Here is a 25,363-nt window from a genome sequence, read left to right on the forward strand (position 1 = left end):
CCACAACCAAGGAGGAGACCCACCCATGCACCAAGACAGCCGCAGACGCTTTCTGAAGACCGCCGCCAGCGGCGCCCTGACCACGGCCGCCGGCCTGGCCGGTGCCCAATCGTTCGACTTCAAGCCGGCCCAGCGCTACCCCGACCCCAACGTCTTCATCCTCGACCCGAGCTTCGCCAAGTACCGCATCTACAGCAGCACCATCGAGCAGCTGGGCAGCGGCATGCGTTGGGCGGAAGGGCCGGCCTACTTCCCGGAGACCGGCACGCTGATCCTGTCGGACATCCCGAACAACCGGCTCATGCAGTACGAGGAGAAGACCGGCAAGTTCTCGGTGCACAAGGAGAACGTGAACTACGCCAACGGCAACACGCGCGACCGCCAGGGCCGGCTCGTGAGCTGCGAGCATTCGGTCACGCGCCGCATCGTGCGCACCGAGAAGGACGGCCGCACCACGGTGCTGGCCGACAACTTCGAGGGCAAGCGGCTGAACGCGCCAAACGACATCGTCGTCAAGTCCGACGACAGCATCTGGTTCACCGACCCGCTGTTCGGCATCAACGGCGAGTGGGAGGGTTCGCGCGCCACGCCCGAGCAGGCCACGACCAACGTCTACCGCATCGCCAAGGACGGCAAGATCACGGCCGTGATCACCGACCTCGTGAACCCCAACGGCCTGGCCTTCTCGCCGGACGAGAAGAAGCTCTACGTGGTCGAGTGGAAGGGCACGCCCAACCGCAGCATGTGGAGCTACGACGTCGCGGCCGACGGCGCCACGCTGTCGAACAAGACCAAGCTGATCGACGCCGGCGGCCCGGGCGCGTTCGACGGCTTCCGCGTGGACCGCGATGGCAACCTGTGGTGCGGCTGGGGCTTCAGCGGTGCCTTCGCGCCCGAGCCCACGGACATCGGCGGCGGCATGAAGGCGCACCTGCCGCTGGCCAGGTCCGACGAGATGGACGGTGTGAAGGTCTTCAACAAGGACGGCAAGCCGATCGGTTTCATCCGCCTGCCAGAGCGCTGCGCCAACCTGGAGTTCGGTGGCCCCAAGCGCAACCGGCTCTACATGGCGAGCAGCCACTCGCTGTACGCGCTCTACGTCGAGGCGCACGGCGCGGTCTGACACCCAGGCGCCGCATTGCATGCACGGCCGTCCAAGCTTCGCACTGTGCGAAGCTTGCTAAGCTGGCCGCATGAGAGTTTCGGAACTCGCGCAACGCACCGGCGTGTCGGCCCATAGGCTGCGGCACTACGAGGCCTCGGGCCTGATCCAGGCGCTGCGCAGCAGCTCGGGCTACCGCGACTTCGCGGACCGCACGGTACGCGAGGTCGTCTTCATTGCGATGAGCCGCGATCTCGGCTTCTCGCTGAAGGACATCGCAGAGACGCTGCCCCGCTACCGCGCGGGCACGCTGACCATCGACCAGATGGTCGAGAGCATGCGCAGCCGCATCGCCGAAGTCGACCAGCAGATCGCCGGCCAGCGCGCGCTGCGCAGGAAGCTGGTCTCCCACATCGCCTGGCTGGAAAGGCGCAGGCGCGCGTCCGAACAGCAACCGGCACGCGGCAAACCCGCCACCCCGTGGAACACGGCACGAAGGAGCCAGCGATGAGCCGCACAGAATCCGCGCTCGAACAGGTCCGGCGCGCGGTGCTCGCGATGCCGATGGCGCAGACGCTGCAGCTCGCGTTTCGCCAGCTCGCACCGGGCCGTGCGGAGCTCGAGATACCGGTGCAGGAGGCCTGGTGCTTTCGCCCCGGGCAACTGCAGGCCACCGCCATCTTCGCGGCGGCCGACTTCGCGGCAGTCGCCGCGGCGGGCACGCTGTTGCCGCAGGGCAGCGTGAACGCCACCATCGACGCCTCGCTGAAGATCGTCGCGCCCGCACGCGGCAGCCACCTGGTGGCACGCGGCCGCGTCGTGCAGGCCGCGCGCCTGCTCACGGTGTGCGCCGCCGACGTGTTCGCGGTCCACGAGGGGACGGAGACGCTGTGCGCGACGCTGCTGGGCACCGCGCGCAACATCGACGGCCATGCCAGGCCCTGAGGCCGCGCGAGACCTCCAGGGTCACCTCGGTGTTGGTCGGGCCACCCGGGAGGACGACCACGGCGCCGGGCAGGACGTTGCCGGCGCTGACCTTCGTGGGAATGCGCCTCAGGGCCTGCCGAAGCCGTAGCGTGCCAGCACTTGCTGGCCGGCGCTGGAGTTGACGAAGGCGATGAAATCGGCCGCCGCGGCCTTGTTCTTGCTGTCGGCCACCACGGCGATCGGGTAGGACACCGGCGTCGCGCCCTGCGGCAAGGCCACCACCTTGACCTTGCCGCCGGCAATGGTGGCATCGGTGCGGTAGACGAAGCCCGCCTCCACCTCGCCCCGGCTCACGTAGTCCAGCACCTGGCGCACGCTGTCTGCCTGCACGAACTTGGGCTCCAGCACATTCCACAGGCTGGCGGCCTCCAGCACTTCCTTGGTATAGCGGCCCACGGGCACGGTGGCCGTCTTGCCCACGGCGATCTTCCTGACCGCCGCGCCATGGAGGTCCACCAGGCCCGTGATGCCCACGCCGCCCTGGGCCGGCTCGATCAACACCAGGCTGTTGGTCACGAAGTTCCTGCGCGACGCGGTGTCGATGCGCTGTTGCGCATCGGCGCGGTTCATGGTCTCCTGGTCGGCACTTGCGAACACGTCCACCGGCGCCCCCTGGTTGATCTGCTGCAGCAGCACGCCCGAGGCCGCGAAGTTGAAGCGCACCGTGGTGCCGGGCTTGCCGGCCTCGAATCTGGGCGCCAGTTCCTTGAACGCGTCGGTCAGGCTGGCTGCGGCAGACACGGTGATCTGCTGGGCCCCGGATGCGACCGGCAAGGCCAGGGCCAGAACCAGCGAAGCGACGGTGAAGGAACGCATGCAGAAGACTCCTTGGACGGACGGCAGAAGGAAAAGACGTTCGCTGTGCTCTGACAAATATAACAGTGAAGGACAGATGCCATTTTTTCGCCGGCACATGCGGCGCTCCTACCAATCAATTGACTGGAAGAACACCGACAGATCGACAGATGCTCACCGACGTCTTCGCTATTCCACAATGAACACAGCGAAGAACGAGGAGCTTCTTGGCGTCCACGCGCACTTGCATCGCTGCAGGGCATGTACGCCGTGGACGGCGCGCTGCTGGCCCGCAACGGCATGCCGCGGCTGGTGGTGCCAGCCGGCGCTGGCACCTGGAGGAATACGGCGGCCCGGGCCGCGCCCGCGCCTGCGGCACGGCGGAGCGCTCTACAAACCCGCGGCGTAGCGGGCCAGCGCGACCAACCCCACGACCAGCAGCAGCACGATCACGAAGGCCACCAGGATGAGCGGCAGAAAGCCCACCTGCTCGGTGCGCTTGTCGGCCTCGGATCGACGCCCGCCCAGGCCGATGAAGCTCCAGAGCACGGCGCGCACGGTGCGCAGCAACTTGTTCATGGCCCGACTGTGCCGCAGACCGGCTTCAGAGAACAGCAGCAGTTGTGCATGCGGCAAGCGTAGCAGGCATCACACGCACGCCAGCAGCAGCGGCACGAGCAGGCTGGTCAGGATGCCATTCAAGCCCATGGCCAGCGCCGCGAACGCACCCGCCACCGGGTTCAGCTGCAGTTCGCGCGCCATGCCGATGGCATGCGCCGTGAGGCCCAGCGCCACGCCGCGCACGACCGGGTCCTGGTCCACGCCCAGCCAGCGCAGCAGCGGCTGCGACACCATGGTGCCGGCGATGCCCGTGATCGCCACGGCCACGGCGGCCAGCGCCGTCAGGCCACCCATGCGCTCGGCCACCGGCATGGCGATGGGCATGGTGGCCGATTTGGGCGCCAGCGAAGCCAGCGTCTCCCAGGAGCCGCCCAGCGCCCAGGCGATGCCCACGGCCGAGACGATGGCCGTGGCCGAGCCGACCAGCAGCGCCATCGCCAGCGGCCGCCAGATCGCGCGCACGCGCGGCCACTGGTGGAACAGCGGCACGGCCAGCAGCACCGTGGCCGGCCCGATCAGCAGCGTGAGCGGCTGGGTGCCGCGCGCGTAGTCGGCATAGGGTGTGCCGCTGGCCAGCAGCAGGCCGACCAGCACCAGCACCGAGGTCAGCACCGGGATCAACGCGGGATGTGCGCCGCTGCGTCGGTACAGCGCCAGCGTGCCCGCGTAGACCAGCACCGTCAACGCCAGCCACCAGACTGGCGAGGCCGCCAGCGCGCTCCAGGCCGCGGTCATGCCGCCGCCTGCCGGCCCAGCAGCCACTTGAGCACCAGCGCCGTGACGACCAGCGTGACCACCGCGCCGAACACGCTGGCCAGCAGGAACGGGCGCCACTCGCGCGCCACGCGTTCGAAGTGCAGCATCACACCGGTCACGGAGGGGATGAACAGCAGCATCATGTGCGGCAGCAAGGCCTTGGCGCCCTGGTCCAGCCCGGCAGGGACGCGGCGCAGCACCAGCAGGGCGCCGAACAGCGCCAGCATGCCGACCACCGAGCCGGGCAACGGCCAGCCGGCCAGGCGCACCAGGGCATCGCCCAGCGCTTGCAACAGGAACAGGGTGGCGATGGCGTACAGCATGGGGCGGCGATGCTAGTGCATGCGGCGACGGCCGAACACCACCAGTTGCGCGGCAGAGCACCGGATCAGATGCATGACAATGCCGCCGCCCCACCCATGAAGCGCTACGAAGCCCTGGCCCACGACATCGCGGAATCCATCCGCGCCGGCGTGCTGCGCCCGGGCGACCGGCTGGCCTCGGTGCGCCACACCAGCGCCAGCCGCGGCGTGAGCCCGTCCACGGTGTTCCAGGCCTATTACCTGCTCGAAGCGCGCGGCCTGGTGCAGGCGCGCGAGCGCTCGGGCTACTACGTGGCGCCGCATGCGCAGCAGGTGCCGCCCGAGCCCGAGACCGCCTCGCAGCCACAGGAAGGCTCGGTGCCCGTGGACGTCAGTGCGCTGGTGTTCGAGATCCTGGACGCGAGCATGGTGCGAGAGGTCGTGCCCTTCGGCTCGGCTTTCCCGAGCCCGCTGCTGTTCCCGCTGGCGCGGCTGGGCCAGTCGCTGGCGGCCAGTGCGCAGGCGCTGGACCCCTGGAGCACGGTGGACGACCTGACACCCGGCAACACCGCCCTGCGCCGGCAGATCGCGCTGCGCTACCTGGCGGCCGGCATGCCCATGTCGATGGACGACATCGTCGTGACCAACGGCGCACTGGAGGCGCTGAACCTGTGCCTGTCGGTCGTCACGCGCCCGGGCGACACGGTGCTCGTGGAAGCCCCGGCCTTCTACGGCGCGCTGCAGGCGCTCGAACGCCAGGGCCTGTCGGCCGTGGAGGTGCCCACGCATCCGCGCGAGGGCATGATTCTTTCCGCGCTGGAGCAGGCCATCGCGCGCCACCGGCCCAAGGCCTGCTGGCTCATGAGCAACTTCCAGAACCCGCTCGGCAGCCTGATGCCCGAAGAGCGCAAGCGCGCGCTCGTGGAACTGCTGGCGCGCCACCAGTTGCCGCTGATCGAGGACGATGTCTATGCCGAACTCTACTTCGGCGACAGGCGCCCGCCGCCGGCCAAGGCCTTCGACAGCCAGGGCCTGGTGCTGCACTGCTCCTCGTTCTCCAAGTCGCTGGCGCCGGGCTGGCGCATCGGCTGGGCCGCGCCGGGGCGCTACGCCCAGGCCGTGGCGCGTGCCAAGCTGATGTCCACGCTGGCCACGGCCGTCCCCACGCAGATGGCGCTGGCGCGCTACCTGGAGCGCGGCGGCTTCGACAAGCACCTGCGCAAGCTGCGCCAGACCCTGGCCCAGCAGCAAACGCAATTCATGCAGGCGCTGGGCCGGCATTTCCCGCCCGGCACGCGCGCCACGCGACCGGCCGGTGGGTACTTTTTGTGGGTGGAGTTGCCGCCGCAGGTCGACGCGCTGGCACTGCACCGCCAGGCGCTGGCCCAGGGCATCAGCATCGCGCCGGGGCCGATCTTCTCGCCGAGCCGTGCCTTCGCGCACTGCATCCGGCTCAACTACGGCCATGCCTGGAACGCGCGCAGCGAGGCTGCACTCGCCACGCTGGGCCGGCTGGTCCACGCGGCCTTGTGAACACCATGGAACTGCTGCGCATCCACCACGCCGCCCTCATCTGCGCCGACTACGCGCGCTCCAAACGCTTCTACACCGAGGTGCTGGGCCTGCGCGTCGTGGCCGAGCACTACCGCGCGGCGCGCCAGTCGTACAAGCTGGACCTGGCGCTGCCCGATGGCAGCCAGATCGAGCTGTTCAGCTTCCCGGCCCCGCCGCCGCGCCCTTCGCGGCCGGAAGCCCAGGGGCTGCGCCACCTGTCGTTCGCGGTGCCCGATGTGGCGCGCTGCAAAGCGGAACTCGAAGCGCAGGGCGTGGCCGTCGAGGACATCCGCACCGACGCGTACACGGGCCGGCGCTTCACCTTCTTCGCCGACCCCGACGGGCTGCCGCTGGAGCTCTACGAAGACGCCGCCTGACCGCGCAGCTTCTGCACCAGCGTAACGGCAGCCAGCACCACGGCGCCGGCCACGATGCCGACGCCCGCGTTCGCGAGTGCCGGCGTGATGGCCTCCCAGAACGGTCCGCCCGGCCAGATCGCCGTGGCGTGCGCCATCTCCTCGATGCCGTGGTGCAGCACCGCCACGCCGTGCGTGAGGATGCCGCCGCCGACCAGGAACATGGCAGCCGTGCCGACCACCGACAAGCCCTTCATGAGCCAGGGCGCCGCCGCCAGGATGGCGCGGCCCAGCGCGGCGCGCGCGCCGCCGAGGCGGCTCAGGTGCAGCCCCGCGTCGTCGAGCCGGACGATGCCGGCGACCAGGCCGTAGACCCCGATGGTCATGGCCACGGCGATGCCGACCAGCACCACCAGCTGGGTCAGGAACGGGCTCTGCTGCACCGTGCCCAGCGTGATCGCGATGATCTCGGCCGACAGGATGAAGTCGGTGCGCACGGCGCCCTTGATCTTGTCCTTCTCCAGCACCACGAGGTCGACCGTCGGGTCGGCCACGGCCTGCTTGTGCTGGACCGCGTGCGCCGCGTCGTCTTCCGGGCGGTGCAGGAACTTGTGGGCCAGCTTCTCGAAGCCCTCGTAGCACAGAAAGGCACCGCCCAGCATCAGGAGCGGCGTGACGGCCCAGGGCGCGAACGCGCTGATGGCCAGCGCCGCCGGCACCAGGATGGCCTTGTTGAGCATGGAGCCCTTGGCCACGGCCCAGACCACGGGCAGTTCGCGGTCGGCCTGAACGCCCGTGACCTGCTGGGCGTTGAGCGCGAGGTCGTCGCCCAGCACGCCGGCCGTCTTCTTGGCCGCGACCTTGCTCAGGACCGAGACGTCGTCAAGGATGGAGGCGATGTCGTCGAGCAGTGCGAGCAGGCTGGAGGCCATGGGGTCGTAGCGGAGTGGATGACCGGGCCATTGTGCGCGACCCGGCGACGGGCGCGCGACAGCGCGGACCGCGTCAGTCGGTCGGTTCCAGCAGCGGGCGCAGCAGCGCCGCGGCCTCGTCCTGCACGCGTCGGCGTCGGTCCGAGCTGCTGCCGGGCTTTTCCCAATCGGGCCGGCTGCGCGCGGGCTGCACGGCCTGCACCACGCGGCGCAACGGGGCATCCAACGCAGCGTCGGACGCGGTGCCCTGCTCCAGCTGGGCCAGTGCCGCGTGGCCGCGCCGGTCGAGCTGGCGCGCCAGGCCCACGAGCTGCAGCGCGACGAGAAACAACAGGGCGTTGTCCAGCGTGAGCTCGCGCACGCCGCTGAGCTGGTTCAGCAGCTTGCCGCCGATCTGGCGCCAGCCCTGCGAGACGATGCTGCCCAGCGCGCCGCCCAGCGCAGCACCGGCGCCCAGCGAGAGCCCGCCCACGGCCAGGTCGGCGATCACGCCGACCGAAGCACCCACCGCCGCGCCCATGCCCAGCCGGCGGCCGGCCTGGCGCAGGGCCTCGGGGTGGAACAGGTCGTTGTCCCAGCGGCCGTCCTGCCAGGGCAGCGCGGCGAGCCGTGCGTCGTCCTCGGCAAAGCCCTGGATCTCCAGCAACTGGTCGGCGCAGCCGCGCATGAGCACGCGCGCCAGCTGCTGGAAGTCCTGCTCGGCGCGTGCCCGCGCGGCCGGCTCGGCGTAGACCACCTCGCCGATGCCGCGGCGCAGCGCCGCCAGCCGCAGCAGCACGTCGGCAATCGCCCGACTGGCCGCATCGCGCCGGCCACTGGCTTCCTGCTGCAGGTGCTGGCCGACCTGCTGCAGACGCGCGCGCTGGCCGGGCAACAGCGTGGCCAGGTCCTGGTAGAGGTGCTGCTCGGCGCCGACGAAGGGCGCCACGGCGTCGAAGCGCACCTGGGCGTGCAGGCCACTGCCGGCCAGCACGGCCTGCCAGTCGGCCAGGCGGCTGGCGGGGTCGCGCACGAAGTTGAGCACGGGCATGACCGGGCGCGCGCAGGAGTTCAGGATCTCGATCTCGGCCCGGTGCTTGGGCAGCACGGGCTCGCGGCTGTCGATGACGTAGAAGGCCGCATCCACCTCCAGCATCTTGCGCAGCACCTTGGCCTCCTGCTCGAAGCTGCCGCGTGCCTCCGGCCCTTGCAGAAAGGCGCGCACGCGGGCGGGGCGGTTCATGCCGGCGTCGGCACCGGCGCCCTGCAGGAAGTCCCACAGCGCGACGGAGTCTTCCAGGCCCGGCGTGTCGAAGAAGCGCAGCGCGGGACGGCCGGCGATGCGCAGCTCCACCACCTCCACATGGCGCGTGGTACCCGGGCGGTCGGACACCTCGCCGAAGCGGCGCTTGCGCGTGAGCGTGCGCAGCAGCGAGGTCTTGCCCGCATTGGTGTGGCCGACCACGGCGATGGCCAGGGCGTCGTCAGGAGTCTGGGCGCCGGGGATGGGCGGCTTCATGGCGCCTCCAGCCAGGCCAGCGCGGCCTCGGGTTCGGTCAGTACCGTGAGCTGCACCAGATCGCTGCGCTGCAGCCAGTCGCGCCAGCGTGCCGCGTCGGACTCCTGCCGCGCACCGCCCAGCAGCACCGCGCAGGCAGCACTGCGGCCGCAGGCCTCGCGCAGGAAACGCTCGGTGCCGCGGTCGGGGCTGGACGCCGCGTGGCAGGCCACGAGCAGGCGGTGCGCCGGCGCGGCGGCCAGGCGCTGCAGCAGGTCGGCGCGCTCGCGCTGGCTGCCTTCCATGCGCTGCACCTGTACTGCCGCGGGCGGAGTGAACGGCGGCCAGGGCGACTCGGGCGGCAACTCGAAGCCCAGCAGCAGCCGCGTGCCGGCATCGGCCACCAGCGCAGCGGGCGCGGCGGCCGATGCGGCGCCGGGCTGCTCGGCATCCACCACCAGCACCGGCTCCATGGCCTCGAAGCGCGACAGCAGCGCGCGCACGCCGGGGTCGGCCAGGTCCAGCGCCAGCCGGCCCTGGCCGCGTCGCCAGGCGGCCCAGCACAGCAGCGCGCAGGCCAGGCGCACAGCCAGGCCGTAAACGGCCACACAGCCCAGCAGCCACCAGGCCCAGGCGCGCTGCGCGTCGGCGCCGGCCAGCGCGGGCTGCAGCAGCGTGGCGGTATCCGGCATGGCAAAGCCCAGCCGCTGCGGCAGCCAGCCCGTGGCCTGCACGAAGTGCACGAAGAAGTCCGGCGTCAGCAGCGTGGTCTCCCAGGTCAGCCGGTAGGCCCGCAACGACAGTCCCAGCGCCAGCGCGGCCAGCAGCAGCACGAAGGCCAGCGTCCAGATGGCATGGCTGATGCCGCCGAAGGCCCAGGGCGCCAGCCGCGCGCGGGCCAGCACGTCGGTGGTGGCGCGCGCCAGCTGCACGGCATGCGGGCCACGGTCCAGCGGCAGCCGGGCCGTGAGCTGCAGCGCCCAGCGGCCCAGGGCGCCGCCGGCCCCCGAGCCCCAGGGCAGCAGCAGGCTGGCCAGCCACAGCAGCAGCGTCAGCGCGTGCAGGCCCAGCACGGACACGAAGGCGGCGACCACGTTGATCTCGCGCGCATCGCCGAGCACCCCGCGCGCCAGCGCCCAGGCGCTGCCGACGACACCGAGCACCAGCAGCAGCAGCACCGCACCGCCCAGCTGGCGCCAGCGCCGCCATTCGCGCTGCAGGCCCAGGCGCTCGCCGAGCAGCCAGGCGCGCTCCAGCACACGGCCGGCGCCGTCTGGCCGGGCGCTGAAGGCCTGGCGCATGGCCTGGCCATCTTCGAGCCGGCCTTCCTCCTCGATCAGTTGCACGGCGCGCCAGATGGCAGCCTGGGCCAGTGGGCTGCGTCCGGGGTCGGAAGGAAGCGGGGACATCGGGCGGGACAACGGGGCGCGTGACAATCGGACGCGCAGCATGCCACAGGGGCAGGAACCAGCAGGAACACGATGGCCAAGGACTTCAGCCGCATGGAACACAGCAACCGCTCGGGCAATCCGGCCCTGGACGCGGTGTCCGATCCGGCGCGGCGGCGCTGGCTGCAGGGCGGCCTGGGTGCGGCGACGGCCGCGTTGCTGGCACCGCTGGCGGGCTGCGCCGCTGCAGCCAGTGGCATCGGCGGGACCCACGGGCGCATCGGCTTCGAAGGCATCCCGGCTTCGGCCGCCGACCGCGTGGTGGTGCCGCGCGGCTACGTCGCCCAGGTCCTGGCGCCCTGGGGCGAGCCCGTGGGCGTGGCCGGCGCCATGCCGGCCTTCCGCGATGACCTGTCGAACAGCGCCGAGGAGCAGGCGCTGCAGCTGGGCATGCACCACGACGGCATGGGCCACTTCGCGCTGGACGGCGGGCAGCGCGGCCTCCTGGTCATCAACCACGAGTACACCGACGACGGCATGCTGCACCCGGGCGGCATGGTGCCCTGGACCGCCGAGAAGGTGCGCAAGTCGCAGGCCGCGCACGGGCTGTCGGTGGTCGAGGTCGCGCTCAGCGACGGCCGCTGGCAGCTGCAGCGGCCCAGCCGCTTCGCGCGCCGCATCACGGCCAGCACGCCCTGCACGGTGGCGGGCCCGGCGGCCGGCCACGCCTTGCTGCGCACGGCCGACGATCCGGCCGGCCGCACCGTGCGCGGCACCCTCAACAACTGCGCCGGCAGCACCACGCCCTGGGGCACCTACCTCGCGGGCGAGGAGAACTTCCGCTTCTACTTCGCGGGCGGCCGCGACCGCGACGCCGACCAGCGGCGCTGGGGCATGACGGAGCAGGCCTTCTTCCGCTGGCCCGAGCACGACGCGCGCTTCGATGCGCGCCAGCATCCCAACGAGTTCCACCGCTTCGGCTGGATTCTGGAAGTCGACCCGATGGACCCGAACGCCGCGCCCGTCAAACGCACGGCCCTGGGCCGGGGGGCGCACGAGGGCGCCTGGGTGGCCACGACCGAGGACGGCCGCGCCGTGGTCTACTCTGGCGAGGACGCGCGCTTCGAGTACCTCTACAAGTTCGTGAGCCGGGACCGCATCGCGCCCGCCTCCGCCGGCCAGAGCGCGGCACAGGCCAACCGTGCGCTGCTGGACCACGGCACGCTGTACGCCGCCCGCTTCGACGCGGACGGCACCGGCCGCTGGCTGCCGCTGGTGCATGGCGAGGGCCCGCTCACGGACGCGGCCGGCTTCGCCGACCAGGGCGCGGTACTGGTCAGGACGCGACAGGCGGCCGACCTGCTGGGCGCCACGCGCATGGACCGGCCCGAGTGGCTGGCCATCGACCAGGCGCGCCGCACGGTCTATTGCACGCTGACCAACAACAGCGCGCGGGGTGCGCCGGGCCAGCCGGGCGTGGACGCAGCCAACCCCCGCGCCAACAACGTGATGGGCCAGGTCATCCGCTGGCAGGAGGAGGGCGATTTCGACAGCGAACGCATGCGTTGGGATCACCTGCTGCTGGCCGGCGACCCGGCCAACACGCGGCCCGATGCGCGCGGCAACATCCGCGGCGACTTGTTCGCCTGCCCCGACGGCCTGCTGCTGGATGCGCGCGGCCTGCTCTGGATCCAGACCGACGCGGCGGCCGGCGAGATGCGCCGCGGCGAGATGCAGGCGATGGGCAACAACCAGATGCTGGCCTGCGACCCGGCCACGGGCGAGGTGCGGCGCTTTCTGACCGGCCCGGTGCACTGCGAGATCACGGGTGCCACGATGGCGCCGGACGGCCGCACGCTGTTCGTGAACATCCAGCACCCGGGCGAGCCGCCCTCGGACCGCAGCGTGCCGGACGAGGTCACCAAGTATTCGACCTGGCCGGAAGGTGGCCGGCCGCGCTCGGCCGTGCTCGCGATCCGCCGCGAGGATGGCGGGCTGGTCGGAACCTAGACGCTCAGTCGACGGCGCGCTTGAGCCGCATCTCTTCGATGCGGATGTCGCCGAACGGCGTGGTGCGCGCGGTGTTCAGTTCGCGCTTGAAGCCGGCGAGGTCGAAGAAGCGCAGTGCGCGCTCGTTGCGCAGCGGGATCCAGACCGTCACGCTGGTGCAGCCTTCGTCGTCCAGGCCTTCGCGCGCAGCGTCCCACAGGGCCAGGCCCGCGCCCTTGCCCCAGTGCTCGGGCAGCACGTGGATGGCCCAGACCTCGCCCACGGTGGGCTTGGTGCCCTTGTCGCGCGAACGGTCGAAGGCGACGAAGCCCACCACCTTGCCGTCGGCCCGGGCCAGGTAGACCTGCGGGTCGCCGAACTCGATCGCCTCGCGCCATTGCTGCAGGCGTTTGGCCACGGGCTGCGCGTTCAGCAGTTCCTCCGGCACGATGCCGGCATAGGCGGCCAACGTGGCAGCGGCGTGGACATCGACGATGGCTTGGGCGTCGCGCTTCTCGGCGGGACGGACTTCGTAGAACGACATGTGGGTGCGAGAGACTGAAAAAGCCCTCCATTGTCGCCGCAAGCCGCGCCCTACACTCGCCGCCCATGTCTGGCACCTTCACCGTGCGGCTGCAGCGGCCCGGCGCGGACCCCTTGCAATTCGAGGCACCGGCCGACCTGCCTGTGCTGCTGGCGGCCGAGCGCGCCGGCCTGACCATGGAGAGCTCCTGCCGCAACGGCACCTGCCGCAGCTGCATCTGCTTCATGGACGCCGGCAGCGTGGCCTACCGCATCGCCTGGCCGGGCCTGTCGCTGGACGAGAAGCGCGAGGGCTGGATCCTGCCCTGCGTGGCCTACGCCACGGCCGACCTGCAGCTGTCACTGCCCCTGTAGGACACACTGCTAAACTCTGGCGCCTTTTCAGCCTCCGTTCGCCATGGACTATCCCGGCAACCTGATCGTCGTCGCAGCCCCGAGTGGGGCCGGCAAGTCCAGCCTGGTCAAGGCACTCCTGGAAATCGACGCGCAGATCCAGCCCTCGGTCTCGCACACCACGCGGGCGCCACGCGGCCAGGAAAAGCATGGCCGCGAATACTTCTTCGTGCCCGACGCCGATTTCGACGCCATGGTGGCCGCCAACGGCTTCGTCGAGTGGGCCAATGTGCACGGGCGGCGCTACGGCACCTCCAAGAAGGCCATCGAGGACCGCATCGCCCAGGGCGCCGACGTGATCCTGGAGATCGACTTCCAGGGCGCCATGCAGATCAAGAAGACCTTCGCCAATGCGGTGCTGGTCTTCATCCTGCCGCCGAGCTGGGAAGAGTTGCGCTCGCGCCTGGAGCGCCGTGGCGAAGATGCACCGGAGGTGATCGAGCTGCGGCTCAAGAACGCCGCCGTGGAGATGGCCCAGGCCGAAAACTTCGACTTCGTTATAATCAACGAGTTGTTCGACCGGGCCGTTTTCGACTTGAAAACCATCGTGCACGCCCAGCGACTCAAATACCTGGCGCAGGTGCGCGCCAGGGCCGACACCTTCAAATCCCTGCACATCCTCTGAGAGGACTGGAGTCCACCATGGCCCGCATCACCGTCGAAGACTGCCTCGAGCAGATCCCCAACCGCTTTCAGCTGGTGCTGGCCGCGACCTACCGCGCCCGCATGCTGAGCCAGGGCCATGCCCCGAAGATCGAGAGCAAGAACAAGCCCGGCGTGACGGCCCTGCGCGAAATCGCAGCCGGCAAGGTCGGCCTGGAAATGCTCAAGAAGGTGCCGAGCTGAGCGGCATCCGCCTGCGCTGAAAGGCAGCAAAAAGGCACCGCGTGGCGGTGCCTTTTTGTTTGTCGGCCTGCTCTCGCGGGCCTGCACGCTACAGTAAGCGCATGAATGCCGCGTTGCCCACCACTGCAGACAGGACACCGCCGCCGGCTCTTGCGCCCGCCACCCCCGCCGCGGCGAACGCCGCCGCGGCCAGCTTTGCCGCCCTGACCGCCAGCCTGGACTACCTGGATGCCCAGGGCGTCGAGCAGGTGCGCCAGGCCTACCGCTTCGCCGACGAGGCCCATCTGGGTCAGCTGCGTTCCAGCGGCGAGCCCTACATCACGCACCCGATCGCCGTGGCCACGCAATGCGCGGCCTGGAAGCTCGACGCCCAGGCACTGATGGCCGCGCTGCTGCACGATGCCATGGAAGACTGCGGCGTGACCAAACCCGAGCTCATCGAGCGCTTCGGCGCGCCGGTGGCCGAGCTCGTGGACGGGCTGACCAAGCTGGACAAGCTGCAGTTCAACACCCGCGAGGAGAACCAGGCCGAGTCTTTCCGCAAGATGCTGCTGGCCATGGCGCGCGACGTGCGCGTGATCCTGATCAAGCTGGCCGACCGCACCCACAACATGCGCACCATGGGCGACATGCCGCGCAGCAAGTGGGCCCGCATCTCCAAGGAAACGCTGGACATCTACGCGCCCATCGCCCACCGGCTGGGCCTGAACGTGACCTACCGCGAGCTGCAGGAGCTCGCGTTCCAGCACCTGATGCCCTGGCGCCACAGCGTGCTGGCCAAGGCCGTGGCCAAGGCGCGCAGCCGGCGCCGCGACCTGGTGCAGAAGGTGCAGCAGGAGCTCGAGACGGCCTTCGCCAATGTCGGCATGAAGGTGCGCATCGCGGGCCGCGAGAAGACGCTCTACTCCATCTTTCGCAAGATGGACGACAAGCATCTGTCGTTCGCCCAGGTCAACGACATCTACGGCTTTCGCGTGATCGTGCCCGGCGTGACCGACTGCTACACCGCGCTCGGTGTGCTGCACCAGCTGTACAAGCCGGTGCCGGGCCGCTTCAAGGACCACATCGCGATCGCCAAGGCCAACGGCTACCAGTCCCTGCACACCACGCTGGTCGGGCCATCCAACATCAACATCGAGTTCCAGATGCGCACGGACGCCATGCACGTGGTGGCCGAATCGGGGGTTGCGGCGCACTGGCTCTACAAGGCCAACCATCCAGGCAGCACCACCACCGACCGCATGGGCACGCAGTGGCTGCAGTCGCTGCTGGACATCCAGCAGGAAACGCGCGACGCCTCCGAGTTCTGGGACCACGTCAAGGTCGACCTGTTTCCCGACGCCGTCTACGTGTTCACGCCCAAGGGCCAGATCATGGCGCTGCCACGTGGCGCCACCGTGGTCGACTTCGCCTACGCGATCCACAGCAACGTGGGAGACCGCACGGTGGCCGCCCGCATCAACGGCGACCAGGCGCCGCTGCGCACCGAACTGCACAACGGCGACGTGATCGAGGTCATCACCGCGCCGATCTCGGCGCCCAACCCGGCCTGGCTGGGCTTCGTGCGCACGGGCCGGGCGCGCTCCAAGATCCGCCACCACCTCAAGAGCCGGGCCATCACCGAGTCGGAGGACCTGGGCGAAAAACTGCTGACCCAGGCCGTGCGCGCCGAGGGCATCGAAGCCCTGCCCGACCACGACGCCGACGGCCAGCCGATCTGGGACAAGCTGTTGCGCTTCTCGGGCAACCGCACGCGCGCCGAGCTCATGACCGACATCGGCCTGGGCAAGCGCATCGCCAGCATCGTCGCCAAGCGGCTCAAGGTGCTCATGACCGAGGGCGGCAGCGTGAAGACCGACCCGCTGCTCATGACGCGCGAGCGCTACACGGCGCACGAAACCGTGTCGCAGGGCGGCGTGCTGATCGACGGCAGCGAGAACGCCTCGGTGCAGTTCGCACGCTGCTGCAGGCCGGTGCCGGGCGACGAAATCGTCGGCTACCTGGGGCGCGGCGAGGGCCTGTTCGTGCACACGGCCGACTGCGCCACGGCCAAGCGCCTGCAGTACAAGGACAGCGAGCGCTTCATCGCCGTGGCCTGGTCCGACGAGCCCGTGCGCACCTTCGAGACCGGCATCGTCGTGACCGTCAACAACGGCAAGGGCGTGCTGGCGCGCGTGGCGGCGGCACTGGCCTCCTCCGAGGTCGACATCACGCACATGGACATGGGCCAGGAGGAGGCGCAGGACGCCTCGGACCTGCGCTTCGTGGTGGCCGTGCGCGATCGCACGCACCTGGAAACGGCGTTGCGCAACCTGAAGCGCATGCCGGCGGTGCTGCGTGCCGTGCGCGCCGCACCCGCTCCTTATCAGGCCGCGGCTGGCGCCGGATAACGCACCTCCAGCACCTCCAGGTCGCGCACACCTGCGGGCGTGGGCAGGCGGACCTCGTCACCCACGCGCGCGCGTAGCAGGGCCCGCGCGATCGGCGCGATCCAGCTGACCTCGCCGGCCGCGCTGTTGGCCTCGTCGATGCCGCGGATGGTGATGGTCTGCTCCTCGCCCTGCGCGTCGGCATAGGTCACGGTGGCGCCGAAGAACACCTGGTCGCTGCCATGGTGCACGCTGGGGTCGGTGACCTCGGCGATCTCCAGACGGCGCGTCAGGAAGCGGATGCGGCGGTCGATCTCGCGCAGCCGCTTCTTGCCGTAGAGGTAGTCGCCATTCTCGGAGCGGTCGCCGTTGCTGGCGGCCCAGTGCACGACCTCGACCACCTTGGGGCGCTCGTTGTCGATCAGGTCCAGCAACTCGTTGCGCAGGCGGGCGTAGCCCTGCGGCGTGATGTAGTTCTTGCCGCCGGCTGGCAGCGCAGGCAGGGCCAGCTCGTCCTCGTCGTCGCTGTCGCTTTCCTTGGTGAAGGCTTTGCTCATGGGGCCTAGTGTCCGGCAAAAGCGGCAGCGGGCCGCCGACCGCACTACAGCCGCGGCAGGTCGCGCAGCGTGCGCCCGGGCAGCGAAGGATCGACCTCGATCCGCTCCGTTCCATCGGCCTGGACATGGACCTTGACCAGTTGCGGCGTCGCACCAGCGCCGCGGCCCGGGAACAGAGGGACAACGGGCTCCGCCTCGAGCAGCTTGTCCACCACCTCGAGCGTGTCGACCACACTCTCGCCTGACAGCGGGCGCGGCGCTGCGCCCGCCGCCAGGCCGACCTCGCTGCCGTCCGCCAGGTACCAGCGCACGCGCCGCACCTCGCCGCGCGCGTCCAGCTCGACCCCGGTCACTACATGGGCCGGGCCTTCACGCACCTGGATGTTCATGGCGCGCACTGTGGCGGCGTTGCACATGCACGGGCCGGCCGGGATGGCCAGGCAGGCGCGTGGGCACGTCGCCCTCGTCCGGCGGCTCCTGCACGGGCGTGCCGGGTTCCGGGCTCACGGGATCTTCGTCGTCGAACGGACCGACCGGCGGCGGCACGGGCGGAACCGGGTGCGGCGTTGGCACGGAGGCCAGGCGCCGGGACCGGAGCGAAGGGGAAAGGGTGTCGAGCATGCGTCTCCCAATCAAAGGAACCCGCATCTTCGGGGGATCGGCGGCCAAGCCGCATCGTCGGATGGCGCGTGCCGCTGTAGTCGATGACCGACAGGGCGGCCCCAAAGAAAATGGGCCGGTCCTTTTGCAAGGACCGGCCCATCCATTTGGTGCGGCTGGCAGGAATCGAACCCACGACCCCTTGGTTCGTAGCCAAGTACTCTATCCAGCTGAGCTACAGCCGCGAAGCCTTAGAGTATATACCGAATTTCTGCGACTCTGAAAAGATTTGGAACCCGGAAAAGAAAATGGGCCGGTCCCTTGTGAGGACCGACCCATTCGGTTTGGTGCGGCTGGCAGGAATCGAACCCACGACCCCTTGGTTCGTAGCCAAGTACTCTATCCAGCTGAGCTACAGCCGCGAAGCCATAAAGTATAGCGCAGTTTTCAATGCGCGCCAGAAACGACGACAGGAATTTCGGTCGCCGGCGGCGTGTTGCGGCTGCGCCCGCAGCGCACGATGCCGTCGATCATGACCATGCCGATGCCTGGCACGTCCCCGAGCTGCACGCTTTCGAGCAGCGTGCGGCCGGCCGTGTGCTGGGCCCGGTCCATGAACACGAAGTCCGCCGCACGGCCGACTTCGATGAGCCCGCAATTCAGCTTGCGGATCTTCGCGGTGTTGCCAGTCGCGAAGCAGAACACCAGTTCGGCCGGGATGTTGGCCAAGCTGGACAGCATGGCCACCATGCGCAGGATGCCCAGCGGCTGCACGCCCGAGCCGGCCGGCCCGTCCGTGCCCAGGATCACACGGTGGGGGCACTTGAGCTGCAGCGCCATCTGCGCCGCAGCGATAGCCACTTTCTCGTTGCCGTTGTGCACGATCTCGATCGCGCGGCTGGACTTCTCGCAGAGTTCGCAGACATGGGCCTCGGACAGCGACGTGTGGCCGCCGTTGATGTGGCCGATCACGTCGGCGTCGGCTTCGAGCACCACGTCCTTGTCGATGAGCCCCGAGCCCGGGATCGAGGGGCCGCCCGTGTGGATGGTGCTCTGGATGCCGGCCGCGCGCGCCCACTTGACCATGGTCGCCGCCTCGGTGCCGCCCTTGACCGAGCCCAGGCCGATCTCGCCGAGCAGGCCCACACCGGCCGCGGCCAGCTCCTTGAAATCGCTCTCGACCATGCCCTTCTCGATCACGGGCGCGCCGGCCAGCACCTTCACGCCGCCGGGGCGGAAGTTGTCGAAGGCGCGCTGCGCCGTGATGGCCAGGGCCTTCAGGCCCACGATGTCCTTGGGCCGGCCCGGCAGGTGCACCTCGCCGGCCGAAATCATGGTGGTCACGCCGCCGTTGAGCGTGGACTCGATCCAGCCCAGCTGGTTCTGGCGCGGCGTCCAATCGCCGAACACCGGGTGCACATGGCTGTCGATGAGGCCGGGCGCAACGCAGGTCTGCTTCGCGTCGATGACCGTGGTGGCGCCCTCGACATCGCAGTCCTTGAGTTTGCCGAGAGCCGTGATCAGGCCGTCGTGGACGACGATGGTGTCGGCTTCGAGGATGGGCTGGTCGATGTCGCCAGACAGCATCAGTCCGATGTTGCGGATGACGACTTTGCCGGAGGCGGCGGTGGCGGCGGCTTCTGCCATGAGGGGGTTTCTCCGTGGGGGCTGGGGGATTCGTTGTTCGGCGCGGGCTCGCGCATCACGGTGCGCAGCACGGCATCGACGACAAAGGCCTCCCAGCGCGCGGACGCCGCCGGATCGTCGATGGGCTGGCCCAGGAATTCGGACAGCGTGAAGCGGTTGGACTGCGGGAAGTAGCCGAGCGCGGCGATCATCATGTAGACGTCGTGCACCGCCACGTCGTCGCGGAACACGCCCTGCGCGCTGCCCGCAGCCAGCAGCAGCTGCAGCACCGAGATGGCGGGCGAGGAATACTGCCGGGCCGACTGCATCTTGGCGATGTGGCGCCCCTGCAGCAGGTTCTCGTTGTTGAGCAGCGTGACGAACTCGGGATGCTTGCGGTAGTAGCCGCAGACGAAGCGCACCACGGTCTCGAGCGATTCCACGGGCCGGTGCTCGTCCAGCGCCAGCGCCTCCTCGGCCTCGTTCATGCGCCGGTAGATGTCCTCGATGACCGCGATGTACAGACCTTCCTTGCTACCGAAGTAGTAGTAGATCATGCGGTCATAGGACTTGGCGGCCTTGGAGATCTGGCCCACGCGCCCGCCGGCAAAGCCGTGCTTGGCGAAGACGCGCGTGGCCGCGCGCAACAGGTTGGCGCGCGAGGTGATGACCGCCTGTTCCCGCACCCCCGGCTTGCGCTGGCCGTCGACAGTCTTCGCGGGCCGGGCCATGTGCGCAGCGCCGGTCTTATTGCTCGACGAAGGCGCGTTCGACGACGAAGTCGCCCGGCGTCGTGGTGTTGCCTTCCTTGAAACCGCGGTGCTCCAGCATGGCCTTGAGGTCGCGCAGCATGGCCGGACTGCCGCACAGCATCACGCGGTCTTCCGCCGCGTTGATCTGCGGCAGGCCGAGGTCGCCGCACATCTTGCCGTTCTCGATGAGGTCGGTGATGCGGCCCATGTTGCGGTAGGACTCGCGCGTGACGGTCGGGTAGTAGCGCAGCTTGCTGCTGACCAGTTCGCCCAGCACCTCGTGCGCGGGCAGGTGCTCGGTCAGCATGTCGTGGTAGGCCAGCTCGTCGACCTGGCGCACGCCGTGCACCACGATGACCTGCTCGTAGCGGTCATAGGTGTCCGGATCGCGCACGATGCTCAGGAAGGGTGCGAGGCCGGTGCCCGTGCCGAACAGGTACAGGCGCTTGCCCGGCAGCAGGTAGTCGGTCACCAGCGTGCCGGTGGGCTTGCGGCCCACGATCACCGAATCGCCGACCTGGATGTGTTGCAGCTTGGAGGTCAGCGGGCCGTCCGGCACCTTGATCGACAGGAACTCCAGATGGTCTTCGTAGTTGGCGCTGGCGATGCTGTAAGCGCGCAGCAGCGGTTTGCCGTTGTCGCCGCGCAGGCCGATCATCGTGAAGTGCCCGTTCGAAAAGCGCAACGACGGATCACGCGTCGTGGTGAAGCTGAACAAGCGGTCGGTCCAGTGGTGGACGGAGAGGACCTTCTCTTCGTTGAATGCGCTCATGACGTTCGGACGGTTGGATGCAAAAGTGAAACGGCTGATTTTTTCACATGCCGCTGCGGCCGCTGGTGTCTCCGGCATGCGAACGGCATGGCTATTGCCTGTCCGGATGCTTGCGGCGGGGTGCAATTCTGAGTAGCATCTGCCGCACTCACGTTAAGTGAATACTACATGAAACGCTGAATTGCGGCAAGGCGCAGCAGCGCAAACGGAGCCCCACGATGTTGAACGAGCACACCAAGACCGATGGCCTTCCCGAGATGCCGGAGGTCGTGCTGCCCCAGGGCCTGGAGCGCGCCAAGCCGCGCAACGAGCGCATGGCCGGCGACAAGGTCGAGTGCAACGCCTGCCCCGTGCTGTGCCAGATCGGCCGCGGCCGCACAGGCGCCTGCGACCGCTACGCCAACGCCGACGGCGTGTTGGTGCGCGTGGATCCGGTGGTGCTGCTGCAAAGAACAGTGGATGCAGAGCAGCCGCTGGTGCCCTTCACGGCTCGTGCCGCCGACGACGCCGCGCCGTTGACGCCTGCCCCCCAGGTCTTCGTGACCGGCATCGGCGCCTCCACCACCTACCCCGACTACAAGCCCGCACCCTTCATCGTCGCCTCCGAGGCCGATGGCGTGGACATGGTCACGGTGGTCACGGAAGGCATCTTCAGCTATTGCAGCTTGAAGCTGAAGATCGACACCGACCGCTGGCTCGGCCCCGAGCAGGCCAATGTGCGCTGCAAGGGCGAGGTGATCGGCCACGTGACCACGGCCGAGTACGGCTCGCAGATGCTGTCGCTGGGGGGCGTGCACCACCTCACAGGTGGCAGCAAGAAGGAAGGCCGCGTCACGCTGGACGCGATGCAGCTGTTGGGCAACAAACAGACGGTGGATCTCACGATCGATGGCGGCGCGCAACTCACGGTGCAGGCCGGCCAGGCGCCCATCGTCAACGGCGTGCGGGAGCAACGCATGCGCGTGGGCTGCGGCTCGGCCACGGTGGGCATCTTCGCGCGGCAGTTCTTCGGCATCTGCGACGAGGTCATCGTGGTGGACGACCACATCACCGGCGTGCTGACCGAACACCAGGCCGGCCGCTGCCTGGACATGCGCCCGGCCGGCATCAAGGTGCGGGGCCGCAAGTCCACGCCCGGACGCTACTTCCAGGTCGCCAATCCCGGCACGGGCTGGGGCGGCACCGACATCGCCGACCCGCTGTCCATCATCGAGGCGTGCGAAGCCGACACCGCTTGGCCCGGCCTGCGCCTGCTGATGGTCTCCACCACCGGCGAACACGCGGCCTGGTACGTGCTGGACGCACAACTGGTGCCACAGCCCCAGCCCATGCCCGACGAGGTCGTACGCGTGGTCGCCCGCATCGGCGAGAACTGCGAGCCCTCGCTGACCACCGTGTTGTTCCTGGGCGGCGCGGGCGGCAGCCTGCGCGCGGGCGTGAGCGAGAACCCGGTGCTGCTGACGCAGGCCATCAAGCAGTCCGTCGTCAACGTGACGCTGGGCGGCGCGCCGGGCTATGTCTGGCCCGGCGGCGGCATCACCGTCATGGTCGACGTGATGCGCATGCCCGACAACAGCTTCGGCACGGTGCCCACGCCGGCCATCGTCGCGCCGCTGGAATTCACGATGCGGCTGGCGGACTACCAGCGCCTGGGTGGTCACATGGAGCAGGTGCGCTCGCTGGCGGACACCCTGCGCCACGGTGCCTGGCACAACGACGGTGCGCCGCGCGCGCGCCGCATGCTGGCGCCCGCGGCCAGCAACGGCTGGCCCATCGGACAGGCGCCGCTGCTCGGCTGAGGGCCACCCGCCATGGGGCCGAGCCGCAGCACCTTGCCCAACGGCCGGGAGCATTTCCAGCACGGCCCCATCGACCTCGTCATCGCCGCCGAGGGCCATGTCCATGCGGTGCAGGCTGCGCACGACGCGGCCTGGCAACGCTTCGCCACGGTGCTGCCCGAACTCGTGGCCGAACTGCCACTGCTGCGCGCACCGATCGGCACCGACTGCCCCCTGCAAGGCCCCGTCGCGTGCCGCATGTGGCAGGCCTGCGCGCCCTACCGCAGCGGCTTCATCACGTCCATGGCCGCGGTGGCCGGCGCCGTGGCCCAGGAGATCCTCGCGCACTACACCGGTTCCGGCATCGCACGCGCCTGGGTCAACAACGGCGGCGACATCGCGATCCACTTGGCGCAGGGGCAGCAGGTGCGCGTGGGCCTGTGGGCCGACCTCGCCCGCTTCCGCCCGCGCGCGGCCCCCCACCCACTGCCGACCGACGCGCAGTTCACGGTCACAGCCGATCTGCCGGTACGCGGCGTGGCCACCAGCGGCTGGCGCGGCCGCAGTTTCTCGCTGGGCATCGCCGACAGCGTGACCGTGCTGGCGCACAGTGCGGCAGCCGCCGACGCCGCGGCCACCGTGATCGCCAACGCCGTGGACGTGTCCGATGCACGCATCACGCGCCGTCCGGCCGACGAGATCAAGGACGACAGCGACCTCGGCGCGCGCCTCGTCACGGTCGACGTGCCGCCCCTGCCCGCCGCGCTGGTCGACCAGGCGCTGCAGGCCGGTCTGGCGCGTGCCGAGGCTTTGCGCGCGCAAGGTCTGATCTGGCATGCTGCACTGGTTTGCCAGGACCGCTGGCGCAGCACCGACGCGACGGCCGGGCGGCCGTTGGTGCAGTAATTGCTTAATGAAAGTACCTAAACGCAAGCCCTGGCCCCGCACGCACAATGCCCACCTCTTCGCAACCTGAACCGCAGCCATGCCCGCAGAGATCCGCAAACTGATCGTTCAAGTCGACGAAACGCGCCTCGAAATGGGGCGTCCAGTCACACCACCGGTGCGCCGTGCACTGGCGATGGCGGTGATCACCAACCCTTTCGCCGGCCGGTACGAAGAGAACCTCGATGCGCTGGTCGCCATCGGCGAGGAACTCGGCGGCCTGCTCGGCGACAAGTGCGTGGCCGCGCTGGGCATCGCGCCCGGTGAGGCCGAAGGCTACGGCAAGGCCGCCATCGTCGGCGAGGCCGGCGAGCTGGAGCATGCGGCGGCGATCCTGCATCCCAAGCTCGGCGCGCCGCTGCGCCGCGCCGTCGAGAAAGGCGCCGCCCTCGTGCCATCGGCCAAGAAGGTCGGCGGCATGGGCTGCGCCATCGACGTGCCGCTGGGCCACAAGGATGCGGCCTTCGTGCGCAGCCACTTCGACGCGATCGAGGCACGCGTGCCCGATGCGCCGCGCGCGAACGAGATCGTCGTGGCCGTGTCGGTCACGGCCGGCGGCCGGCCGCTGCCGCGCGTCGGCGGCCTGCAGGTGTCAGAGGTCCAAGGCCAGGACGGCCTGCGCTGAGGCGCGCGCCGTCCCGCCCAGAATGTTTCCACCGTTCCCAAGGAGCCACTCCATGAAATCCATGCGCCACGTGTTCAGCGCCGCCTCGGTCCTCGCGCTGTCCGCGCTCGTTCCGGCACACGCCCAGGGCGTGATCAAGATCGGCGAGATCAACAGCTACAAGGCCCAGCCCGCCTTCCTGGAGCCCTACAAGAAGGGCATGGACCTGGCCGTCGAGGAGATCAACGCCAAGGGCGGCATCAATGGCCGCAAGCTCGAGCTCATCACGCGCGACGACAACGGCAGCCCGGGCGATACCGTGCGCATGGCCGAGGAACTGGTCTCGCGCGAGAAGGTCGACCTGCTGGCCGGCGCCTTCCTGTCGAACACCGGCATGGCGCTGGCGGACTTCGCCAAGCAGAAGAAGTTCTTCTACCTCGCCGGCGAACCGCTGACCGACAAGATGACCTGGCAGGGCGGCAACCAATACACCTTCCGGCTGCGCCCCGGCACCTACATGCAGGCGGCCATGCTGGTGCCCGAGGCCGTCAAGCTCAAGAAGAAGCGCTGGGCCATCGTCTACCCCAACTACGAATACGGCCAGTCGGCCACGGCCGCGTTCAAGAACCTGCTCAAGGCCGCGCAGCCCGATGTGGAGTTCGTCGCCGAGCAGGCCACGCCGCTGGGCAAGGTCGACGCCGGCAGCGTGGTGCAGGCCCTGGCCGACGCCAAGCCCGACGCGATCTTCAACGTGCTGTTCGGCGCCGACCTGACCCGCTTCGTGCGCGAGGGCAACACGCGCGGCCTGTTCAAGGACCGCGCCGTGATCAGCGTGCTGACCGGCGAGCCCGAGTACCTGGACCCGCTGCGCGACGAGGCACCCAACGGCTGGATCGTCACCGGCTACCCCTGGTACGGCATCCAGACGCCCGAGCACAAGGCCTTCTTCCTGGCCTACCACGGCAAGTACAAGGACTATCCGCGCCTGGGCTCGGTGGTGGGCTACAGCATGATCATGTCGGCCGCTGCGGGCATCACCAAGGCCAAGAGCACCGAGTCCGACAAGCTGGTCGCCGCGTTCAAGGGCCTGCAGGTGCCCAGCCCCTTCGGCAAGATCACCTACCGCGCCGAAGACCACCAATCCACCATGGGGGCGTTCGTCGGCAAGACCAAGAACGAGGGCGGCAAGGGCGTGATGGTGGACTACGTCTACCTGGACGGCGCCGATGCGCGCTTCCAGCCCTCGGCGGCCGACATCAAGAAGTCGCGCGCACCGGACTGATCCCCACCACTGCGTCGGGCGCCGGCAGCACGGCGCC

The 25,363-nt window shown here is 69.6% G+C and carries 28 protein-coding genes and 2 tRNA genes; 14 read left to right on the plus strand and 16 right to left on the minus strand.

The features are described from left to right. Positions 1–25: 25 nt before the first annotated feature. The 3 genes from ASF45_RS24730 to ASF45_RS24740 all read left to right on the plus strand — a co-directional run bounded on the left by ASF45_RS24730 (position 26) and on the right by ASF45_RS24740 (position 2,047). Complete coding sequence (locus ASF45_RS24730; protein WP_056669507.1) at positions 26–1,123, plus strand: SMP-30/gluconolactonase/LRE family protein; 1,098 nt, start codon at positions 26–28, stop codon at positions 1,121–1,123. A 70-nt stretch (positions 1,124–1,193) separates the two neighbouring features. Then, positions 1,194–1,613, plus strand: a complete 420-nt coding sequence (locus ASF45_RS24735; protein WP_056669512.1) for a MerR family transcriptional regulator — start codon at positions 1,194–1,196, stop codon at positions 1,611–1,613. Beyond that, positions 1,610–2,047 (plus strand): PaaI family thioesterase, encoded by a 438-nt coding sequence (locus tag ASF45_RS24740; RefSeq protein WP_056669516.1) that lies wholly within the window; start codon positions 1,610–1,612, stop codon positions 2,045–2,047. The genes ASF45_RS24735 and ASF45_RS24740 overlap by 4 nt, the downstream gene beginning before the upstream one ends. Before the next feature lie 108 nt (positions 2,048–2,155). Here the strand turns inward: ASF45_RS24740 and modA are convergent, their stop codons facing one another. From modA to ASF45_RS24760, 4 genes are all read right to left on the minus strand, one after another. Further along, positions 2,156–2,905, minus strand: coding sequence for a molybdate ABC transporter substrate-binding protein (gene modA, locus ASF45_RS24745; protein WP_056669519.1), 750 nt, complete (start codon positions 2,903–2,905; stop codon positions 2,156–2,158). Positions 2,906–3,274: 369 nt separating this feature from the next. After that, complete coding sequence (locus ASF45_RS24750) at positions 3,275–3,463, minus strand: DUF2970 domain-containing protein (protein WP_056669524.1); 189 nt, start codon at positions 3,461–3,463, stop codon at positions 3,275–3,277. A 69-nt stretch (positions 3,464–3,532) separates the two neighbouring features. Then, positions 3,533–4,240 carry an LrgB family protein gene (locus ASF45_RS24755; RefSeq protein WP_056669526.1) on the minus strand — a complete coding sequence of 236 codons (708 nt, stop codon included), beginning with the start codon at positions 4,238–4,240 and terminating at the stop codon, positions 3,533–3,535. Then, positions 4,237–4,584 (minus strand): CidA/LrgA family protein, encoded by a 348-nt coding sequence (locus tag ASF45_RS24760; protein WP_056669529.1) that lies wholly within the window; start codon positions 4,582–4,584, stop codon positions 4,237–4,239. Before ASF45_RS24760 ends, ASF45_RS24755 begins: the two co-directional genes overlap by 4 nt. Before the next feature lie 96 nt (positions 4,585–4,680). Between ASF45_RS24760 and ASF45_RS24765 the strand changes: the two genes are divergently transcribed. Continuing rightward, positions 4,681–6,096: a PLP-dependent aminotransferase family protein gene (locus ASF45_RS24765; RefSeq protein ID WP_056669531.1), complete on the plus strand. Its 1,416-nt coding sequence runs from the start codon at positions 4,681–4,683 to the stop codon at positions 6,094–6,096. A 5-nt stretch (positions 6,097–6,101) separates the two neighbouring features. Then, positions 6,102–6,494 carry a VOC family protein gene (locus ASF45_RS24770; protein WP_056670034.1) on the plus strand — a complete coding sequence of 131 codons (393 nt, stop codon included), beginning with the start codon at positions 6,102–6,104 and terminating at the stop codon, positions 6,492–6,494. Here ASF45_RS24770 and ASF45_RS24775 read toward each other — a convergent pair. The 3 genes from ASF45_RS24775 to ASF45_RS24785 all read right to left on the minus strand — a co-directional run bounded on the left by ASF45_RS24775 (position 6,476) and on the right by ASF45_RS24785 (position 10,291). After that, positions 6,476–7,405, minus strand: coding sequence for a DUF808 domain-containing protein (locus tag ASF45_RS24775; RefSeq protein ID WP_056669534.1), 930 nt, complete (start codon positions 7,403–7,405; stop codon positions 6,476–6,478). The two genes, ASF45_RS24770 and ASF45_RS24775, sit on opposite strands and share 19 nt — an antisense overlap. 73 nt (positions 7,406–7,478) lie before the next feature. Further along, positions 7,479–8,903, minus strand: a complete 1,425-nt coding sequence (locus ASF45_RS24780; RefSeq protein ID WP_056669536.1) for a GTPase/DUF3482 domain-containing protein — start codon at positions 8,901–8,903, stop codon at positions 7,479–7,481. Next, the gene (locus ASF45_RS24785) at positions 8,900–10,291 is read right to left on the minus strand and encodes a DUF2868 domain-containing protein (protein WP_056669537.1); all 1,392 of its coding nucleotides are present in this window, start codon (positions 10,289–10,291) and stop codon (positions 8,900–8,902) included. Before ASF45_RS24785 ends, ASF45_RS24780 begins: the two co-directional genes overlap by 4 nt. Positions 10,292–10,363: 72 nt before the next feature. On the opposite strand from ASF45_RS24785, the gene ASF45_RS24790 reads away from it, so the two are divergent. After that, entirely contained in the window at positions 10,364–12,280 is a 1,917-nt protein-coding gene (locus ASF45_RS24790; RefSeq protein ID WP_056669540.1) for a PhoX family phosphatase, read from the plus strand. Positions 12,281–12,284: 4 nt separating this feature from the next. On the opposite strand, the gene ASF45_RS24795 is transcribed toward ASF45_RS24790, so the two are convergent. Continuing rightward, positions 12,285–12,803 carry a GNAT family N-acetyltransferase gene (locus ASF45_RS24795; protein WP_056669543.1) on the minus strand — a complete coding sequence of 173 codons (519 nt, stop codon included), beginning with the start codon at positions 12,801–12,803 and terminating at the stop codon, positions 12,285–12,287. A gap of 65 nt (positions 12,804–12,868) precedes the next feature. Between ASF45_RS24795 and ASF45_RS24800 the strand changes: the two genes are divergently transcribed. The 4 genes from ASF45_RS24800 to ASF45_RS24815 all read left to right on the plus strand — a co-directional run bounded on the left by ASF45_RS24800 (position 12,869) and on the right by ASF45_RS24815 (position 16,431). Then, positions 12,869–13,156, plus strand: a complete 288-nt coding sequence (locus ASF45_RS24800) for a 2Fe-2S iron-sulfur cluster binding domain-containing protein (protein WP_056669549.1) — start codon at positions 12,869–12,871, stop codon at positions 13,154–13,156. Positions 13,157–13,199: 43 nt separating this feature from the next. Beyond that, positions 13,200–13,820 (plus strand): guanylate kinase, encoded by a 621-nt coding sequence (gene gmk / locus ASF45_RS24805; protein ID WP_056669551.1) that lies wholly within the window; start codon positions 13,200–13,202, stop codon positions 13,818–13,820. Between the two features lie 17 nt (positions 13,821–13,837). Next, the gene (gene rpoZ, locus ASF45_RS24810; RefSeq protein WP_056669554.1) at positions 13,838–14,041 is read left to right on the plus strand and encodes a DNA-directed RNA polymerase subunit omega; all 204 of its coding nucleotides are present in this window, start codon (positions 13,838–13,840) and stop codon (positions 14,039–14,041) included. Positions 14,042–14,142: 101 nt separating this feature from the next. Next, positions 14,143–16,431 carry a bifunctional (p)ppGpp synthetase/guanosine-3',5'-bis(diphosphate) 3'-pyrophosphohydrolase gene (locus tag ASF45_RS24815; RefSeq protein ID WP_056669557.1) on the plus strand — a complete coding sequence of 763 codons (2,289 nt, stop codon included), beginning with the start codon at positions 14,143–14,145 and terminating at the stop codon, positions 16,429–16,431. Here ASF45_RS24815 and greB read toward each other — a convergent pair. From greB to ASF45_RS24850, 8 genes are all read right to left on the minus strand, one after another. Beyond that, positions 16,407–16,967, minus strand: a complete 561-nt coding sequence (gene greB / locus ASF45_RS24820) for a transcription elongation factor GreB (protein WP_056669560.1) — start codon at positions 16,965–16,967, stop codon at positions 16,407–16,409. The two genes, ASF45_RS24815 and greB, sit on opposite strands and share 25 nt — an antisense overlap. Before the next feature lie 44 nt (positions 16,968–17,011). Then, positions 17,012–17,356, minus strand: a complete 345-nt coding sequence (locus tag ASF45_RS24825) for a hypothetical protein (RefSeq protein ID WP_156473174.1) — start codon at positions 17,354–17,356, stop codon at positions 17,012–17,014. After that, positions 17,337–17,474, minus strand: a complete 138-nt coding sequence (locus ASF45_RS35890; protein ID WP_162244051.1) for a hypothetical protein — start codon at positions 17,472–17,474, stop codon at positions 17,337–17,339. Before ASF45_RS35890 ends, ASF45_RS24825 begins: the two co-directional genes overlap by 20 nt. A gap of 261 nt (positions 17,475–17,735) precedes the next feature. Continuing rightward, positions 17,736–17,812, minus strand: a tRNA-Arg gene (locus ASF45_RS24830). Between the two features lie 100 nt (positions 17,813–17,912). Continuing rightward, a tRNA-Arg gene (locus ASF45_RS24835) sits at positions 17,913–17,989 on the minus strand. Positions 17,990–18,014: 25 nt separating this feature from the next. Next, positions 18,015–19,214: an amidohydrolase family protein gene (locus ASF45_RS24840; protein WP_056669567.1), complete on the minus strand. Its 1,200-nt coding sequence runs from the start codon at positions 19,212–19,214 to the stop codon at positions 18,015–18,017. Further along, positions 19,154–19,924: a TetR family transcriptional regulator gene (locus tag ASF45_RS24845; protein WP_056669570.1), complete on the minus strand. Its 771-nt coding sequence runs from the start codon at positions 19,922–19,924 to the stop codon at positions 19,154–19,156. Before ASF45_RS24845 ends, ASF45_RS24840 begins: the two co-directional genes overlap by 61 nt. A 16-nt stretch (positions 19,925–19,940) precedes the next feature. Continuing rightward, positions 19,941–20,717 (minus strand): ferredoxin--NADP reductase, encoded by a 777-nt coding sequence (locus tag ASF45_RS24850; protein WP_056669573.1) that lies wholly within the window; start codon positions 20,715–20,717, stop codon positions 19,941–19,943. A 221-nt stretch (positions 20,718–20,938) separates the two neighbouring features. On the opposite strand from ASF45_RS24850, the gene ASF45_RS24855 reads away from it, so the two are divergent. From ASF45_RS24855 to ASF45_RS24870, 4 genes are all read left to right on the plus strand, one after another. After that, positions 20,939–22,516 (plus strand): hypothetical protein, encoded by a 1,578-nt coding sequence (locus ASF45_RS24855; protein WP_056670036.1) that lies wholly within the window; start codon positions 20,939–20,941, stop codon positions 22,514–22,516. Positions 22,517–22,528: 12 nt separating this feature from the next. Beyond that, complete coding sequence (locus ASF45_RS24860; RefSeq protein ID WP_056669576.1) at positions 22,529–23,401, plus strand: UPF0280 family protein; 873 nt, start codon at positions 22,529–22,531, stop codon at positions 23,399–23,401. A gap of 79 nt (positions 23,402–23,480) precedes the next feature. Next, entirely contained in the window at positions 23,481–24,065 is a 585-nt protein-coding gene (locus ASF45_RS24865) for an amino acid synthesis family protein (protein ID WP_056669579.1), read from the plus strand. A gap of 52 nt (positions 24,066–24,117) precedes the next feature. Then, positions 24,118–25,326 (plus strand): ABC transporter substrate-binding protein, encoded by a 1,209-nt coding sequence (locus ASF45_RS24870; protein WP_056669582.1) that lies wholly within the window; start codon positions 24,118–24,120, stop codon positions 25,324–25,326. Positions 25,327–25,363: the final 37 nt, after the last annotated feature.

This window comes from Pseudorhodoferax sp. Leaf265, assembly GCF_001422365.1.
In the GTDB taxonomy this organism is placed as follows: Bacteria; Pseudomonadota; Gammaproteobacteria; order Burkholderiales; family Burkholderiaceae_C; genus Pseudorhodoferax.